Source organism: Ornithinibacillus caprae, from assembly GCF_009728145.1.
Taxonomy (GTDB): domain Bacteria; phylum Bacillota; class Bacilli; order Bacillales; family Amphibacillaceae; genus Ornithinibacillus; species Ornithinibacillus caprae.
Map to the genome: position 1 here is coordinate 265,953 of NZ_WOCA01000004.1, position 15,945 is coordinate 281,897.

The following is a 15,945-nucleotide window of genomic DNA, read 5'->3' on the forward strand; positions in this document are numbered from 1 at the left end:
ATCTGATTGGTACAATTTTACTATATCGCATGATACCTAGGGGGCATAAAGTTGGATATCACAAAACAGAAATATAATAGATTAAAAGAAGTTAGCTTAAGGGTAAGGTTATTAGTTATTTTTATATCACTGTTAGTTATATCAATTGTTTTGGTTGGAATATCCTCTTATATGAAAGCTAGGGATACGACTATGGATGCAATTGAAAATAGACTAGTTCGTGAAGCGGAATTAATGGGATATATAGCAAATAATTTAAAATTCACTTACGTAAGTGATGACGATTACTTCATGCAACAGCTGGACATAAATATACGTTCACAGCATGAAAAACTAGATCAAGACGGGATTACATCTGATTATTTTTACATAACAAATAATGAATTAACGCCATTCTCAGTAAGTCAGGATACCATTCCGACTATTTCAGAAGACCTCATACATACGATTAGCGAATCAAAGAATGGCATCTTACATCGGAATATTGAAGGAGTAAAATACACCATAACCTTTCGAGAGATGGAAGAAATTGATGGTATTTATGTATTACTGGTTCCAACAGCATCCTATATGGGGAATGTAAATCAAATGGCATATTTTACAATTGCTGTTGGATTAGGAAGCATAGTTGTTTCCACGATAGCTATTATTTTGTTTGTAAGAAGTTTTACAAAGCCGATTACGGTGTTACGTGAAACGATGAGAAAAGTACGGAATGGAGAATTACACTATTCGAAGGAGCTTAAAACTTCAATTCCTGAGATTACTTCCTTACATAAGAGCTATAATGCGATGATTCAGTATATGACAAGCATATTGAAGGAAATTAAAGGTACAACAGCTAACCTAGAACAAACTGGTGAAGAGCTACAACAATCATCTAGAGGAACCTTGGAATCTAGTCATGATGTGATCGAAGCTATTCAAGTTGTGAAGAATGGAGCAGAACAAACTGCTACTAGCTCGGAAACCAGTGTTGACTATTTCAAGACGATGAAAGATAAAATTGACTCCATGATAACTAATATGAGTGAGGTTTTTCATCGTGCTGATGAAATGAATCATTCTGCAATGTACGGGGAAAAAAGCATGGAAAAATTAATCACTACCATTCGTACATTTGAAACAGATTTTGAAGATTTAACAGCTACAATCCATCAAGTACATCATAGCTCACATTCGATCAGCCAGCTTGTTGGACTTATACAAGGGATTGCAGAGCAAACAAAACTACTTTCTCTTAATGCTAGCATCGAGGCTGCACGTGCAGGGGAGGCGGGAAATGGCTTTGCTGTTGTTGCAAATGAGGTAGGAAAACTAGCGGAACAATCTTCAAGTGCAGCTGTACAAATTACCGAAACCATAGCGAACATGGAGGATCTGACCACTAGTGCTTCCGATGAGTTTGATAAGATGCTATCTAAAACAAAATCTACATTGGATATATCTGATGAATCTAAACAATCTATCGATAATTTGATGGTGGAGATAGCAAACGTAAGTAGTGAACTTCAAGGAATGCAGGGAGAATTGAAGGAATTAGAAGAAATTCTACCAGGGTTAGAGCAAGAAACGGAAAGCTTTTTATCGGTGTCACAAGAAACATTAGCTAGTACAGAGGAAATGCTAGCTAGTAGTGAAAGTCAAGTACAGCAAATGGAAGCAACACATGCAATTGGCAAAAGATTAATGAAAATTTCTCAATCCTTGACTGATCATACAAAAAGATTTCAGGTAGAAAAATAAAATAAAGACTAACGAAGCAAAATATAATAAGAGATATTAATAGATATGTCGAATTGAAATAATCAAAGCCCCTCAATGATACTAATCATTGAGGGGCTTTGATGAAAAAATTATTTCTTTACAGCGTGAATAAAATGAATTGTCTCAAATGCAGACAAATAATCCGTCCTATTTGAAAAGAAAAGTTCATTGATCTTAGTTGGTGATAGATGTTCATAAATTAATAAACCTGATCTTTCTAACATATTTTCAATTTCATTATAAGTGAAATTCGATTTCATTGGTTCTCCACTTGCTGAAGCCATTTTTACCATATTTTCAACTCTATTAGATAATCCTTTTTCTTCAAAGAGTTTTTCGTCTGCATAATCTAAAACAATAGAGCTACCTGATGGGACGTTAGCAAATAAATGATTGATCAAGCCCGTAATCTCCTCTTTAGTTAAATAATATGAAACTCCCAGAAGGCTAAAGAAAGTTTTTTTGTTATCAAACCCTTCATCTACTAAATCTTGAAGAGAAAACTTAGTAGTAAAGTCCTTAGAGACAAAATGAAGATTATTCGGGATATTAAAATTAGCATCATTCAATTTTTTCTTTTTAAATGCTTGTGTAGCTGGATAATCAATTTCAAATATGTTTAAGCGTTTTTTTAATTCTGGATGGCGGAAACAGAAAGTATCTAACCCAGCTCCCAGTATGACATACTGTTTTACCCCTAACTTAACTTCATTAAGTAATACGTTTTCGCAATAGGCAGAACGTGCTAAGGGTGTTGGGGAAAGCTGGACTTGTGTAATCCATTTTAATATTTCTTCTGAATCATCTTTAAATCTTTGCCCAATATCTCTGTTGAAAAAGTTTATGCCGTTAATCATATTCTTGCTGATAGATGAAAACTCTTCTTGAGAAATTAAATTGTGTGCAATATAATCATCAAAAATTTTTGGTGTGTCATATTTACTGTGATATGCTCGACCAAAAGCCGATACTAAGGAAGTTAAACTGGACTCATTTTGCTTCATACCATTTTCCTCCCATAAAAAAATAAGATTACCCCTGGCCAGGAGAATCTTATTATACACAACAAAATAATAAAAGTAAATTATAGCACAAATCAATTTTTTTGTCAATAAATTTAAAGGTGTTATAAAGAGGGAAAAGGTTAAATAGTTAAACAAGGCGATCATTGAAATTGGCCGCCTTTCTCTATTTTAAAGTTTTGACTTTAATATTAGAATATTATGGTAGTATTGAACTGACACGAAGCAGGTTTATAAAATATGGAATAGAAAGTTGGGGTAGAGAAAATGGAACACAATATGGGACTTTATGAAACGCCTTTTAATTCGATGAAGTCAGGTAGAAAGAAAGTTGAAGTAAGATTAAATGATGAGAAAAGAAGAAAGTTGAGGATAGGGGACACTATAAGATTCACAAAAGTACCAGAAAGCAATGAGACATTAACTGTTGAGGTTATTGAATTAAGGGAGTTTCCAACATTCCAAGAAATGTATGAGAGCATACCTGCAAGTGATTTTGATGCTGTTGGTGGTTCAATTGACGAAATGATAGCAAGGACTTACCGAATATATACTCCAGAGGAAGAAAAGGCATGGGGTACAGTAGCAATTAAAATAAAATTATTAGAAGAATACTAATTAAAGTAACGAGCGCGTTATTTGAACATGTTCAAACACTTATTATTATAACGGAGCACAATAGTAGAAATATACGTTGAATACAACGAAGGAGAAGTTGTAACTAATGAGCTATGAAATTATTAAAGCGAGTTTTGATAATAAAGAAACACTTATGAATTTATTACAATTCTACATTTATGATTTTTCAGAGTTTATTGACGTCCATGTTGAGGAAAATGGGAGGTTCGGTGAGTATCCTTTAAACGATTATTGGACTGAAGATAATCATTTCCCATATTTAATTAGGTTAAATGGAAATTATGCAGGATTTGCCTTGGTTAAATTAATAGAAACAGAAACTAAATCCTATTTTTCAATTTCTGAATTCTTTATTATGAAAAAATATCGAAGAGCTGGTGTAGGCAAATTTGTCGCTAAAGATATTTTTCGATTACATAAGGGAGATTGGGAAGTTTTCCAAATGGAAAAAAATGAACCAGCACAATTGTTTTGGAGAAATGTAATCAAGGAGTACACAAGTGGACAATTTACTGAACGAATAGAAGAAGGTAAAAGAATAACACAAGAGTTTGTTAGTTAAGTAATTAAACAAAAAGTCACTTTGTTAAAACTTTCACTTAAACAAACGTGGGCAATAGTTGAACAAGAGATCATCAAATCGGTGGTCTTTATTTTTATAATAAATGGTTGGAATATTATGTTAATATAATTATAAGGAACCGGCGGAATAGTGTAATAAGCGAAGAAAGATAATTAAGTAGTATATGATTTTCATAAATGGGGACAGAGGGTGAACAGTATCGTGATATTTTTTGACATAGATGCAACATTACTTGACCATGACCGAGCAGAAAAAATGGGAGCAATTGAATTTTATAGAATTTATGAAAATGATTTAGAGTATGATGAAAACGAATTTGTTGAACTATGGTATATCTTATCTGAGAAATACTTTGAAAAGTTTTTAGCGAAAGAATTGTCCTTTCAAGAACAACGAAGAATGCGGATTAAAGATTTGTTTGGTCATCATTTAAACGACGAACAAGCAGATAGTAAATATAATAATTATTTGGGTTTATACAAAAGTAATTGGACACCTTTTAAGGATGTAGTTCCTTGCTTAAAGCAACTGAAACAACAGGATTTCGCCTTGGAATAATAAGTAATGGTGAATATAATCAACAATTAGAAAAGTTAGAGTTAATAAAGATACATAATTTTTTTGATTGTATTATTACTTCAAGTGAAATAGGAGTGGCTAAACCTAATACTACTATTTTTCAAGAAGCATGTAGTCAAGCGAAAGTTCAAGCACATAAAAGTTATTATATAGGAGATAGGCTTGAAACTGATGCAATAGGAAGTAAAAAAGCAGGGATGGTAGGAATATGGTTAAATCGAAAAAATAACACCACCAATACAGATGTAATAGTAATACATAGCCTCGATGAATTAACAGGGGTATTTGATATTTCTTTATTAAAGTAACTGGGGCAATAGTTGAAAAGAGCAAAGCTGTTATAATACGCACTGTCTTTAATATTCTAGATATAATTTCTATAAAACTCTTTAGAATTAAGATAGGTTATTGAACTTGCGAAGCAGTTTACTTGAAGAAGAGGAGGGGCTTATTTGAGGAGTATTCTATCATTGTTTTTTGTGATTTTTATACTAATGACGGGATGTAGTGATGGAATAGAAACAGAGACTTATGATAATAGTGATGGAGAGGAAGTTCCGATTCCTTCTATAGAATTTGGTATATCTGATAATAAAGTCCTCAGTGGAGAAGTTATCAAAAAAAGAAAGAAAGAGATCACTCTTGAGGTTAGCGGTGATTCCATTATTGGTGAAGGTACAATCTGGGTTAAGGTTGATGATGAAAATATGTTGGTTGACATAAAAAAAGGACAGAAAGTAAATGTTTGGTATGATTACATTAGGGAGTCGTATCCACCACAAACTACAGGGTTAAAAATTGAAGTTGAAAGCAAGTAAGCAATTATTTATTAGTTGATGGAAAAGTTATTAGGGTGAAAGGTTTTTATAAATATAGAATCATTGGAATCTAGTTTTAAAATTGAGATAAGGTATCTTCTGCTAACGATGGAAGTAAGATTAATAAGCATCAAGACCTATTTCAGAATATTTCAAAGGTCTATTACTAGGAAATCACTCGTACGATAAGATGATAATTTCTAATGGTTGGTGTCAAGTAGTTTAATTAAAGGGGTAATGAGTGGTTGTATGAACAAGGAGAAGTTACCAAAAAAGGGGGTAAGTTCATTGAAATCGGAAAAGCCAAAAATTCTTGTATTTGGTACTTTCCATATGTTTGAACATGAGGGTTTAGATTCTATTAAAAGACAAACTGAAATTGAGGAATTGGTATCTAAAATAGCACAATTTAAACCAACAAAAATTGCAGTAGAAATGGTACCAGAAGATAGTGAAGTTATTAATGAAAAGTATAGACAATATAAATTGGGTACATATAAGTTAGAAATGAATGAAATCTTTCAAGTAGGCTTTCGTTTAGGTTTAAGGTTGGGGCATGAACAGATTTATCCAACAGATTGGATGGGTGAGTCTGAAATGGACTATGGAGAAGTGGAGAGCTGGGCTAAAGAAAATCAACCGGAACTTTTAAATGAAATATATGAGGAGTTTGAAATACCAGAATTAACGGATGGTAAAAGTATAGTAAATTATTATAAAGAATTAAATGAGCCCTCTTGGCTTAATAAGTTGCATAAGATGTATGTAAATTTGGCGCGTGTAGGTGATTTTAATAACTATATTGGAATGAAATGGTTAAGCTGGTGGTACAAAAGAAACTTAATTATGTTCGGTAATTTAACTCGACTTATTGAATCAGATAAGGAACGTATTCTATTTATAGTGGGTAGTTCGCATTCAACTATAGTAAACAAATTCCTTGAAGAAAGTGATACATGTGAGGTAGTCCAACCATTAGGTTTTTTATCTTAATCTAACGGGTGGCGTTAATTCAAGAAGGATTAACCTTAATTTTGTAGAACTTATTGTACTAACGGAGCAGTTTAGTGGAAGATCGATGTTTTACTTGTGCTTCACTCTCGAGCCATTTTTACGGAATAAATAAAACCTATACTGAACGGGGTGTATAAAGTGAATCGGCTAATTGTTAGCTAGGTTATCATTATTTGTTTAATTGTTGTAAATGGGTGTAGTGAAGCTGAGGGGATAGAGAAATTTAAAATTTCTGATGGAGATCCAGTTGTTTGACTCATAATTTAGAATACGGTATGGAAGCAGAACTTAAAGGTGTTTTTGAATACGATAATGAAACGAAATGCTTGTATATTAAGAGCACCATCAAAGATGATCTAAATCCTATTAATGTACCCATTTGGCCAAAGGGTACTACTACATATATAGATAATGATCGACATGGTGTTAAAATTCCAGACCATGGAACTTACCTTGAGGGAGATATTGTAGAAGGTGGTGGTGGTGGTGGAGTTGATGTTTCGAATTTAGAAAGTGACTGTCTGGAAAATGGTATAAACTTTGCAGTTACAAGCCTCAATAAATAAAAAGCATAGTTCAAAGAATCGGGTGCAATAGTTCGATAAGGAATCATCAAATTGATGGTCTTTATATTTTGGATAAATATTTTAAATATTATGTTATTATTTAACTCTAAAGTTCTTGTAATAATAGGGCAAATCACTATAGGACGTACCAAAACAATGAGGGGATAATTATGAATAAGGGAAAACTTCAAGTATTATATATTATTAGCGTTTTAGCATTGCTAATGATTTTTAGCAATAGGAATTATAACAGTATTGAAGAGCTAAGTTTTATAGTACCTGTTATACTTGTTGCTCTGTTAATAGGAATGATAGGGGTATATTTATTTGGAAAAGATATGAGACTTTATAAAAACTTGTATTTCATAAGTTATATGATTACGATAGGATTTGCATTTGTACCTGTTCTAGGGGTTTATATTGAAGATGGTAGTTATTATTATGGATTTCCTGCTCAATGGTTCAATTACTATTCAAATGGCTATGTTAACTTTGAATTAGGAGGTTTTGTATTTAATTATTTTATTGTTTATTTAATTCTCCGTTTTTTAACTAAAATATTTTTAAGATTTTCTAACGATAACTACACAGAAACAAGTAATTGATATTCAAGTAACGGGAACTTTAGTCAAACAAGACAATAACAAAACAGAACGCTTGGATCCAAGCGTTTATTTTTTACTTTTTGTACTGCTATTTATGGTGATAAAACACACTTAAGTATGCTATTTCAATCGTATCTTTTACATATTCTCCATAGTATCGGAACTACTTAATCATAAATCATTTCCATAACTTATAATAACGAAGATAAGTCGTCCCAACCATATACGAGTTCATTCAGTTTTTTTCCCGCTATACTTACCTCCAGTGTATCTAGTTTTCTAGCACCAAGAGATTGATAAAAAAATTGCGATGAATTTTCTTCGAGAACAAGTACTACCATACGGTTAATCCCCTGTTGCTTTAAATCTTCGACAACAGAATGTAATAGTAATTTTCCGAGACCTTTTCGTTGATATTCCTGTAATATATAGATAGCATATAGCTCTCCAGTATACGTGGGGTAATTTCCAGATCGCTCTTTGCCACCTGCTGAAAATCCAACAATCCTTCCTGTCTCATTAACTGCTACAAATACGTTGTGTTGAGACATATTATTAATCCATAGTTGTTCACGTTGATCATAGGATAACTGTTGTAAATATTCGTCTGGGACAATACCGTTATACGTAGTTTTCCAGCTATCCACATGAACTTTTGCAATTCCCCTTGCGTCAGACATCTCAGCCTGTCTAATTTCCATGTTTACCATCCCCTATTATCGGTAGTTAAGCCAACTACTTAGCTATAAGTTATCTTTAGATTTTACCTCTATAATTGCTTTCGAGCTAAGCATTCTACTCCCTTGAACGATATCTTTTCCTTATTTTAACATGCGCCATTCTATTTTTCTCTATAAATCGATTATTCTACAGGTTAAAATTAACTGCTAGTTATGTGATGGATTTCACATCGTTTTCAGGGTGTCTGTGCTATTATTTTTGGCAGATAAGAAAGTATATCTTTTCCTATCTGCATAAGTGCGACGAAGGCTTTTGCATCAAGGCACGACTCAAATCAAGTTTTCTAATGAGCAAATACTAGTAAAGGGGTATGTGAATGATTGAAATAATCGCAACCGCAGAATCGGTAAAGCAAGCGAAAGCTTTAGTGATGGCCGGAGTGGACACGCTATACATAGGGAATGAAGAGTTTGGTCTTCGCTTACCAACCTCTTTTTCACATGCAGAAATCAAGGAGATTACAACGTTTGCCCATCAACATAATAGACGCGTATATGTAGCTGTTAATGGGATTATGCACAATGATCAAATAACAGGTATAGTACCTTACTTGGAGTTTTTACAAAAAGCTAGAGTTGACGCAATAACCATTGGGGATCCAGGTGTGATTCATCTTTTAAAAAAGAATCATATAGATTTGCCTTATATTTACGATGGGCAAACACTCGTAACAAGTGCGAAGCATATTAACTTTTGGAAAAAGCGAGGAGCACAAGGTGCTGTATTAGCTAGAGAATTAACATATGAAGAGTTAAAAGAAATAGCAAAGCAAGTAACCGTCCCAGTCGAGGTTTTAGTTTACGGTGCAACATGTATTCATCACTCTAAGCGTCCACTTGTGGAAAATTACTATAATTTTGTAGAAGGAAATAAACCAATAAATAAAGATATATATGTTTCAGAGCCAAAAAAACCTGAGACACATTATTCGATTTATGAGGACGCAAATGGGACTCATGTATTTGCAACTGATGACATTAACTTAATGCCACACCTAGGTAAGCTTGTTGAGATAGGTTTAAGGCAGTGGAAGCTAGATGGGATATTTACTAGAGGAGATAATTTTGTAGAAATTGCGAGTCTATTTGTAGAAGCAAAGCAAGGATTTCAAGCTGGAACCTGGTCACAGGAATTACAGAATAAATTAAATGAACAGTTACTTTCTTATCATCCAAAAGAAAGAACACTAAATGAAGGGTTCTTCTTAAAGGATCCAAATGAAGTACAGTAGGAGGTAATCGAATGCGAGTCATCACAAAGAAACCTGAGGTATTAGCACCAGCGGGTACTCTAGAGAAATTAAAAACAGCTATGATTTATGGAGCAGATGCAGTATACATTGGTGGAAATCAGTACGGTTTGCGGAGTCGTGCAGGGAACTTCACGTATGATGAAATGCGCGAAGGTGTTTTGTTTGCGGAAAAATATAATGGAAAAGTGTATGTAGCAGCCAATATGGTTACCCATGAAGGGGATGCGGATGGTGCTGGTGAGTTTTTCAAAACATTAAGAGACATTGGGATTCATGCTGTAATTGTATCTGATCCTGCATTAATTGAAATTTGTGCAATGGAGGCACCGGGACTTCCAATCCATTTATCTACTCAAGCCTCTGCTACAAACTATGAAACACTTAACTTTTGGAAGGAAGAAGGATTAGAACGGGTTGTATTAGCTAGAGAGGTTGGTATGGATGAGATTAAAGAAATACGTCAACATACGGACGTCGAAATAGAAGCCTTCATTCATGGTGCGATGTGTATCTCCTATTCTGGACGTTGTACATTATCTAATCATATGTCAAATCGAGATGCTAATCGAGGTGGGTGTTCGCAATCCTGCCGCTGGAAATATGACTTGTTTGAAATGGAACAGCCGAATGTACATAATTCTCTGTTGGAGGGAGAACCAATTGAGGATTTTTCAATGAGTGCGGTGGATATGTCCATGATCCGACATATACCTGATTTAGTTGATAATGGTGTAGATAGTTTAAAGATTGAAGGACGTATGAAATCGATTCATTATGTGTCTACGGTTTCTAATGTATATCGCCAAGCAATTGATGCATATTGTGCGGACCCAGATCATTATGAGTTTAAACAAGAGTGGGAAGATGAGTTATGGAAGGTGGCACAACGGGAATTAGCACCAGGCTTTTATTACGGGATGCCTACTGAAAACGAGCAACTATTTGGAGAACGTCGGAAAATTCCTGCATACCATTTTATTGGGCAAGTGTTGGAGTATGACAAGGAAAGTGGTATTGCAACGATCGAGCAGCGTAATAACTTTGGTGTTGGAGATAAAATCGAGTTTTATGGGCCTGGATTTACCCATGTATATCAGACGGTTGAGTCGATGTGGGATAAGGACGGAAACCCAATAGAGCGTGCACCTAAAGCCATGATGATCGTAAAAATGAAAGTGAATGCACCAGTTAAACCGCATGATATGATGCGAAAGTTGAAGTAACCCTTTAAAGGAGAGAAGATGGTGGTCTCTCTTTTGTTTTGTTGTTTAAAAGAATCGGCTTATGTGTGTAAAAATAGGATGTAAAATCAAAAAGTCAAAGTGAAAATAACTCTAGAAAGGGTTATAAAACTTGGTATAAGAGCATTTATCTGCGAATGTCTTCGTTGCACTTGTGCAAGTTATGAAAGTCTAAACTCTTTTCTCTGCCAAAAAAAACTGACTTCAAAATTTGAAGTCAGCTAACAGATATATAGAACGGGAGGAGTTCTTTTACTAGGTTTACCCAAAACGTCCAGAAATATAATCTTCCGTTCTCATATCTGATGGATTCGTAAAAATTGTATCCGTATGATCGTATTCTACTACTTCTCCATTTAAGAAGAATGCAGTACGATCGGAAATGCGTGCAGCTTGCTGCATGTTATGCGTAACAATAACGATGGAATAATCCTGTTTCAGCTCTTGAATTAAATCCTCGATTTTATGTGTAGATTTAGGATCAAGAGCAGAGGTTGGTTCATCCATTAAAATGACATCTGGTTCAATTGCTAGTGTACGAGCAATGCATAGTCGTTGTTGCTGCCCACCCGATAGTCCATAAGCATTTTCCTTTAAGCGATCTTTTACTTCATCCCAAATATAAGCCCCACGTAAACTTTTCTCAACAATTTCATCAATAATCTTCTTGTTACGAATTCCGTGGATTTTTGGACCATAAGCAATGTTATCATAAATAGATTTTGGGAATGGATTTGGTTTTTGGAACACCATTCCAACTCTTGTTCTCAATTCTTCTACCTTAAAACTCTTGCTTAATATTTCTCTGCCATTATACGTAATAACACCAGATGTACGAACACTTGGAACAAGCTCAACCATCCGGTTTAATGTTTTCAGATAGGTTGACTTACCACATCCAGAAGGTCCGATGATGGCTGTTACTTCTTTTTCATAGATGGGAAGATTTATATCCTTTAATGCATGTGTGTCACCATACCATAAATTTAAATCCTTTGTATCAAAAACTACTTTTTTATCGCTATTAACTGCAGTAGGCTGCATAACGGTAGTATCGATTTTTACGTTAGTATTTCCTTTAGCAATTGAAACACTCATCGTTTTCACTCCTTGAAAGTTATTAATACATTAGTAACGCTGTTGAAATTTATTACGGATGATAATTGCTGTTGAATTTAAAATAAATAATAATAGTAATAGAACTACAATTGTTGCTGCGGCAAGGTTTGCATATTCTTCTACTAAAGATGAATCAAGCGTCCAATAATAGATTTGCATTGGTAAAGCTGTAAATTTATCGAATATCCCACCTGGGAATGGAATTAATAATGCTGGAATACCAATAACCGTTAGTGGAGCAGTTTCTCCGATTGCACGGGATAATGCTAAAATAGCACCAGTTAATATCCCTGGAAGAGCTGCAGGTAGAATGATGTTTTTAATTGTTTGCCACTTTGTTGCGCCCATTCCATAAGAAGCTTCACTTAAATGCTGTGGAACCGATCGAATAGCTTCCTGTGCCGCCACAATAACAATTGGTAGCACCAAAAGGGATAAGGTTAATCCACCAGCTAACACAATGTTGCCAAAATCTAAGGCTCTTACAAAAATAGTGAGACCTAAAATGCCATAAACAATGGAAGGTACACCTGCTAGGTTGGCAATATTGGTTTGTATAAAGGATTGTACGCGTCCTTTTTTGGCATATAGCTCTAAATATATGGCTGAACCAATTCCAATTATTAACGTTACTGGAGCAACAACTACCATTACCCAAAATGTTCCTAAAATAGCCCCCATAATTCCGGCTCTATTTGCATCTGTAGATAACTTACCACTGATGAAATCCCAATTAATCCAGCTTAGTCCGTCAGTTAGTACCTGTGCAATGAGTACGCCTAAAACGATTAATCCAAATATAGTTGCTAATAAAAACAACACTTTGAAGCTATTGTTTTTGAGAATTCGTCCATTCATTCGCTTTTGAACCTGTGTAACATCTACATATTTCATTTAATATTCCTCCCTAAACTTACGAGAGATGTATCTTGCAAGTAAATTCATAAGAAGTGTAAAAACAAATAGTGTCATAGCAACTGCGTATAAACTATAGTAAATAGTCGATCCTGCCGGTGCTTCTCCACCAGAAACTTCTACGATATAAGCTGTCATGGTTTGCATGGATTGCGTAATATCAAAAGAGAAGTTTTTTGAACTTCCGCTTGCTATCGTTACGATCATTGTTTCTCCGATTGCACGAGAAATTCCCAAAACAAATGATGCAATGATTCCAGATAATGCAGCAGGGATTACAACTTTAAATGTTGACTCCAGTTTTGTCGCCCCTAATGCTAAAGCACCTTCACGCATAGAATTAGGAACAGAGGTCATCGCATCTTCTGATAGAGATGCAATCATTGGTATAATCATAATTCCCATTACAATACCAGGGCTTAAAATGTTTGTTGCTTCCACCTCGGGCCATATTGAACGAATTAAAGGTGTAACGAATGTAAAAGCAAAAAAACCATATACAATCGTTGGAATACCAGCAAGTACTTCTAAAAGTGGTTTTAGAACTCTACGAACTTTATCAGATGCATATTCACTTAAATAAATAGCAGCCATTAACCCGATGGGGCCGGCTACTAGCATTGCAATTACCGAAGAAGTAACCGTACCGGCTAGTAATGGAAGTACGCCAAATTCTGGGTTTTGACTCATAGGTTTTAATACAGTTCCTGTGAAGAATTCAATCATGGGTACTACTTTAAAAAATTCAATCGTTTCGCTTAATAACGTGTATATAATTCCAATCGTTGTAAGAATGGAAATAGCTGCAAATAAAAACAGGAGGACAGGCACAGCTTTTTCAAGAAAGTTAAACAAGTTTTTCTTTTTTTTCTTTTGTTCGATCATGTCTCTGATCTGAACAGCATTTGTGTTGTTCAAATCGCTACTCGTTGCCATTTTTTCATAGCACTCCTTTCAGAGCTTAAAAGTGAGAATAAGATGAGAGCATAGAGCCCTCATCTTAATTCTGTCTATTTTCATTTCAATGTCTAATTATTTAAGTGCTTCTAATTCTTCAACTAAAGTTGTAGCCTCTTCTTCTGGAATTGGTGCAAAACCAGTTTCTCCAGCAAAGTCGTTGACGCTATTCATTACATAAATTGCATAGTCTAATACTTGTGGTTTTTCTTTTGCGTTATTCACGTTTAAATATGTGAATACTGGTCGAGTAAATCCAGCATAGTCACCATCTTCTGCGATTGTATCAAGTGATGGTTCTACTGGTCCTTCTCCAAAATCAACGTGAACCGCATTTAATTGATCTTGATTATTAACATAGTATCCAAAGCCGAAGAATCCAATTGCATTCACATCTTCAGAAACTAGTGTTACTAGAGTTGAATATTCTTGTTGAAGGTTTACATCATCAACAAGATCTTGTTCTTCAAGAATAGATTCATAGAAAAATTCATAAGTTCCGTGATTTTCATTTGGTCCGTACGTGTTAATTTTTTCATCTGGCCAATCAGGATTGATATCAGACCAATTTGTAACCCCACCGTCTGCTAAGAAGATGCTTTTCAATTCCTCTGGTGTCATCTCAGTAGCCCAATCATTGTCAGGGTGAGTAACAAATGTTAGTCCATCTAAAGCAACCTTTAATTCTTTTACTTCAATTCCTAATTCCTCTGCTTTAGCTTTCTCTTCGTCTTTAATGAAACGTGAAGCATCGTTAAAGTCTGTTCCATCTTCTTGTAGGAATTTTTCAAATCCAGCGCTTGTACCAGCACGACTAACTTCAACTGAAACGTTTGGTTGTTCGTTGATCATGTATTCTTCAGCTAATCTAGACATTAAAGGAAAAACTGTTCCAGAACCGTCGATTACAACACTGCCTTCTAGTTCGTCCGATTCAGTATTCTCTTCTTCATTATCGCTGGCATTGTCTGAAGAAGTATCCTCAGTATCCGTATCATTACCATCTGTATTGCTTTCCTCTGAATCTGTTCCACAAGCTACAAGCATCACAGCAAGAGCAGCTACGAAAAGGAACATAAGATACTTTTTGAATTTCATTAAAATTGTCCTCCCTGTTTTTGCGTTTTTTTTATTTATGGAAAGGAGGCGTGACCCCTCTCTCAATTGCTAGTATAGTACTCTAGTATTAAATGAATATATAGCTAGTGTAAATATTGTGTAAAGTTGAGATTTCATATTTTTAATGAAATTTTAAGAATATAATAGACATTTTTAATGAACATGGTAAACTTTATAATAAGTAGAAATGTTGAGGGTGAACATATATGAATCGATGGATGAGAAAAATAGCTGTTGCTTTAATAGCCATTCTGACATTAGGAATATATACACCGACCTATTTAATTGCTGATGAGGATAATAATGAGGTTATTACACCGAAGGAAAATAATGGTGAAGGATTATCTGATTTAGGTAGTTCAGTTGAAAGTACGGGAGATTTGGATATCCATATTCCTTCCTATGAATATGACTATGTTCAAACGATTACAGAGCAAGCGAAGGAACAAACGATTACTAAATTAGGACCTAGAATAATAGATAAAGTGGAGGATGAATTCACTGCTAGTATTTTACCTAATTTAGAAGTAGCGCTTCAGTCGATCTTGGCAGACGTAGGAGAGGACACCCTAGCATACATCTCCATTACGGAACAGCCGGCAGAGGGCTATGGTGAAAGAATATTTAATATACATGATCATCAAATAAATAAAGATATTGCTAGATTTCATGTTAGACGTGACAATCGTCCGAAAGAGGGATATTGGTTTAACTTTCACTATCATTTAAGAAAAGATGGTTATGAAAACCACTATACTATTGGTGAAATTTATTGGGATAAAAATACTCCACCAAAGTGGATGTCGTAAAATAGGAAAACAATTGAGTATGTATATTCAATTGTCAGCTTGTAGAGAAAGTAGGTGTTTTTTCTCTACAAGCTTTTTTAATTCTGTCATAACTATTTCATTAAGTAAGAAATTTTTAATGAAAATAAACTCCCACACACCTAGCCTAGCTTTGCTAGGTGTGTGGCAATCTTCTTCATGTTCTGGCACGCTGCTGTGA

The 15,945-nt window shown here is 34.6% G+C and carries 16 protein-coding genes and 1 pseudogene; 11 read left to right on the forward strand and 6 right to left on the reverse strand.

Features of this window, described 5'->3' with window-relative positions:
- Window positions 1-51 precede the first annotated feature (51 nt).
- Window positions 52-1,746 carry a methyl-accepting chemotaxis protein gene (locus tag GMD78_RS07890; RefSeq protein ID WP_196493759.1) on the forward strand — a complete coding sequence of 565 codons (1,695 nt, stop codon included), beginning with the start codon at window positions 52-54 and terminating at the stop codon, window positions 1,744-1,746.
- 110 nt (window positions 1,747-1,856) lie between these two features.
- On the opposite strand, the gene GMD78_RS07895 is transcribed toward GMD78_RS07890, so the two are convergent.
- Window positions 1,857-2,771: a class I SAM-dependent methyltransferase gene (locus GMD78_RS07895; RefSeq protein ID WP_155668270.1), complete on the reverse strand. Its 915-nt coding sequence runs from the start codon at window positions 2,769-2,771 to the stop codon at window positions 1,857-1,859.
- Between the two features lie 285 nt (window positions 2,772-3,056).
- On the opposite strand from GMD78_RS07895, the gene GMD78_RS07900 reads away from it, so the two are divergent.
- From GMD78_RS07900 to GMD78_RS07930, 7 genes and pseudogenes are all read left to right on the forward strand, one after another.
- Window positions 3,057-3,407 carry an ASCH domain-containing protein gene (locus tag GMD78_RS07900; RefSeq protein WP_155668271.1) on the forward strand — a complete coding sequence of 117 codons (351 nt, stop codon included), beginning with the start codon at window positions 3,057-3,059 and terminating at the stop codon, window positions 3,405-3,407.
- A gap of 106 nt (window positions 3,408-3,513) precedes the next feature.
- Entirely contained in the window at window positions 3,514-3,990 is a 477-nt protein-coding gene (locus GMD78_RS07905; RefSeq protein WP_155668272.1) for a GNAT family N-acetyltransferase, read from the forward strand.
- A gap of 222 nt (window positions 3,991-4,212) precedes the next feature.
- A pseudogene (locus GMD78_RS07910) lies at window positions 4,213-4,898 on the forward strand (HAD family hydrolase).
- Window positions 4,899-5,042: 144 nt separating this feature from the next.
- Window positions 5,043-5,408 carry a DUF3221 domain-containing protein gene (locus GMD78_RS07915; protein ID WP_155668273.1) on the forward strand — a complete coding sequence of 122 codons (366 nt, stop codon included), beginning with the start codon at window positions 5,043-5,045 and terminating at the stop codon, window positions 5,406-5,408.
- Window positions 5,409-5,696: 288 nt separating this feature from the next.
- On the forward strand, window positions 5,697-6,401 hold the full coding sequence (locus GMD78_RS07920) for a DUF5694 domain-containing protein (protein ID WP_155668274.1): 705 nt from the start codon (window positions 5,697-5,699) through the stop codon (window positions 6,399-6,401).
- Window positions 6,402-6,673: 272 nt separating this feature from the next.
- Complete coding sequence (locus GMD78_RS07925; RefSeq protein ID WP_155668275.1) at window positions 6,674-6,988, forward strand: hypothetical protein; 315 nt, start codon at window positions 6,674-6,676, stop codon at window positions 6,986-6,988.
- 170 nt (window positions 6,989-7,158) lie between these two features.
- On the forward strand, window positions 7,159-7,593 hold the full coding sequence (locus GMD78_RS07930; RefSeq protein WP_155668276.1) for a hypothetical protein: 435 nt from the start codon (window positions 7,159-7,161) through the stop codon (window positions 7,591-7,593).
- 191 nt (window positions 7,594-7,784) lie between these two features.
- Here the strand turns inward: GMD78_RS07930 and GMD78_RS07935 are convergent, their stop codons facing one another.
- A complete protein-coding gene (locus tag GMD78_RS07935) occupies window positions 7,785-8,294 on the reverse strand; it encodes a GNAT family N-acetyltransferase (RefSeq protein WP_155668277.1) in 510 nt (169 codons plus the stop codon).
- Window positions 8,295-8,653: 359 nt separating this feature from the next.
- Here GMD78_RS07935 and GMD78_RS07940 point away from each other — a divergent pair, with 359 nt between their 5' ends.
- Window positions 8,654-9,565, forward strand: coding sequence for a peptidase U32 family protein (locus tag GMD78_RS07940; RefSeq protein ID WP_343042190.1), 912 nt, complete (start codon window positions 8,654-8,656; stop codon window positions 9,563-9,565).
- Between the two features lie 11 nt (window positions 9,566-9,576).
- Window positions 9,577-10,809 (forward strand): peptidase U32 family protein, encoded by a 1,233-nt coding sequence (locus GMD78_RS07945; protein WP_155668279.1) that lies wholly within the window; start codon window positions 9,577-9,579, stop codon window positions 10,807-10,809.
- 279 nt (window positions 10,810-11,088) lie between these two features.
- Here GMD78_RS07945 and pstB read toward each other — a convergent pair whose 3' ends face one another.
- The 4 genes from pstB to GMD78_RS07965 form a co-directional block, all read right to left on the reverse strand.
- Window positions 11,089-11,871, reverse strand: a complete 783-nt coding sequence (gene pstB / locus GMD78_RS07950) for a phosphate ABC transporter ATP-binding protein PstB (RefSeq protein WP_246187604.1) — start codon at window positions 11,869-11,871, stop codon at window positions 11,089-11,091.
- Between the two features lie 84 nt (window positions 11,872-11,955).
- On the reverse strand, window positions 11,956-12,840 hold the full coding sequence (gene pstA, locus GMD78_RS07955) for a phosphate ABC transporter permease PstA (protein WP_155668281.1): 885 nt from the start codon (window positions 12,838-12,840) through the stop codon (window positions 11,956-11,958).
- Window positions 12,841-13,797, reverse strand: a complete 957-nt coding sequence (gene pstC, locus GMD78_RS07960; RefSeq protein ID WP_155668282.1) for a phosphate ABC transporter permease subunit PstC — start codon at window positions 13,795-13,797, stop codon at window positions 12,841-12,843.
- 96 nt (window positions 13,798-13,893) lie between these two features.
- Window positions 13,894-14,916: a PstS family phosphate ABC transporter substrate-binding protein gene (locus GMD78_RS07965; protein WP_155668283.1), complete on the reverse strand. Its 1,023-nt coding sequence runs from the start codon at window positions 14,914-14,916 to the stop codon at window positions 13,894-13,896.
- Between the two features lie 227 nt (window positions 14,917-15,143).
- Here GMD78_RS07965 and GMD78_RS07970 point away from each other — a divergent pair, with 227 nt between their 5' ends.
- Window positions 15,144-15,746, forward strand: a complete 603-nt coding sequence (locus tag GMD78_RS07970; protein WP_155668284.1) for a YpjP family protein — start codon at window positions 15,144-15,146, stop codon at window positions 15,744-15,746.
- Window positions 15,747-15,945 lie beyond the last annotated feature (199 nt).

Bases quoted from the DNA above. Each gene is read 5' to 3' on its own strand.
- GMD78_RS07895 (WP_155668270.1), bottom strand. From the start codon at position 2,771: ATGAAGCAAAATGAGTCCAGTTTAACTTCCTTAGTATCGGCTTTTGGT.
- GMD78_RS07900 (WP_155668271.1), top strand. From the start codon at position 3,057: ATGGAACACAATATGGGACTTTATGAAACGCCTTTTAATTCGATGAAG.
- GMD78_RS07905 (WP_155668272.1), top strand. From the start codon at position 3,514: ATGAGCTATGAAATTATTAAAGCGAGTTTTGATAATAAAGAAACACTT.
- GMD78_RS07930 (WP_155668276.1), top strand. From the start codon at position 7,159: ATGAATAAGGGAAAACTTCAAGTATTATATATTATTAGCGTTTTAGCA.
- GMD78_RS07935 (WP_155668277.1), bottom strand. From the start codon at position 8,294: ATGGAAATTAGACAGGCTGAGATGTCTGACGCAAGGGGAATTGCAAAA.
- GMD78_RS07945 (WP_155668279.1), top strand. From the start codon at position 9,577: ATGCGAGTCATCACAAAGAAACCTGAGGTATTAGCACCAGCGGGTACT.
- pstB (WP_246187604.1), bottom strand. From the start codon at position 11,871: ATGCAGCCTACTGCAGTTAATAGCGATAAAAAAGTAGTTTTTGATACA.
- pstA (WP_155668281.1), bottom strand. From the start codon at position 12,840: ATGAAATATGTAGATGTTACACAGGTTCAAAAGCGAATGAATGGACGA.
- pstC (WP_155668282.1), bottom strand. From the start codon at position 13,797: ATGGCAACGAGTAGCGATTTGAACAACACAAATGCTGTTCAGATCAGA.
- GMD78_RS07965 (WP_155668283.1), bottom strand. From the start codon at position 14,916: ATGAAATTCAAAAAGTATCTTATGTTCCTTTTCGTAGCTGCTCTTGCT.
- GMD78_RS07970 (WP_155668284.1), top strand. From the start codon at position 15,144: ATGAATCGATGGATGAGAAAAATAGCTGTTGCTTTAATAGCCATTCTG.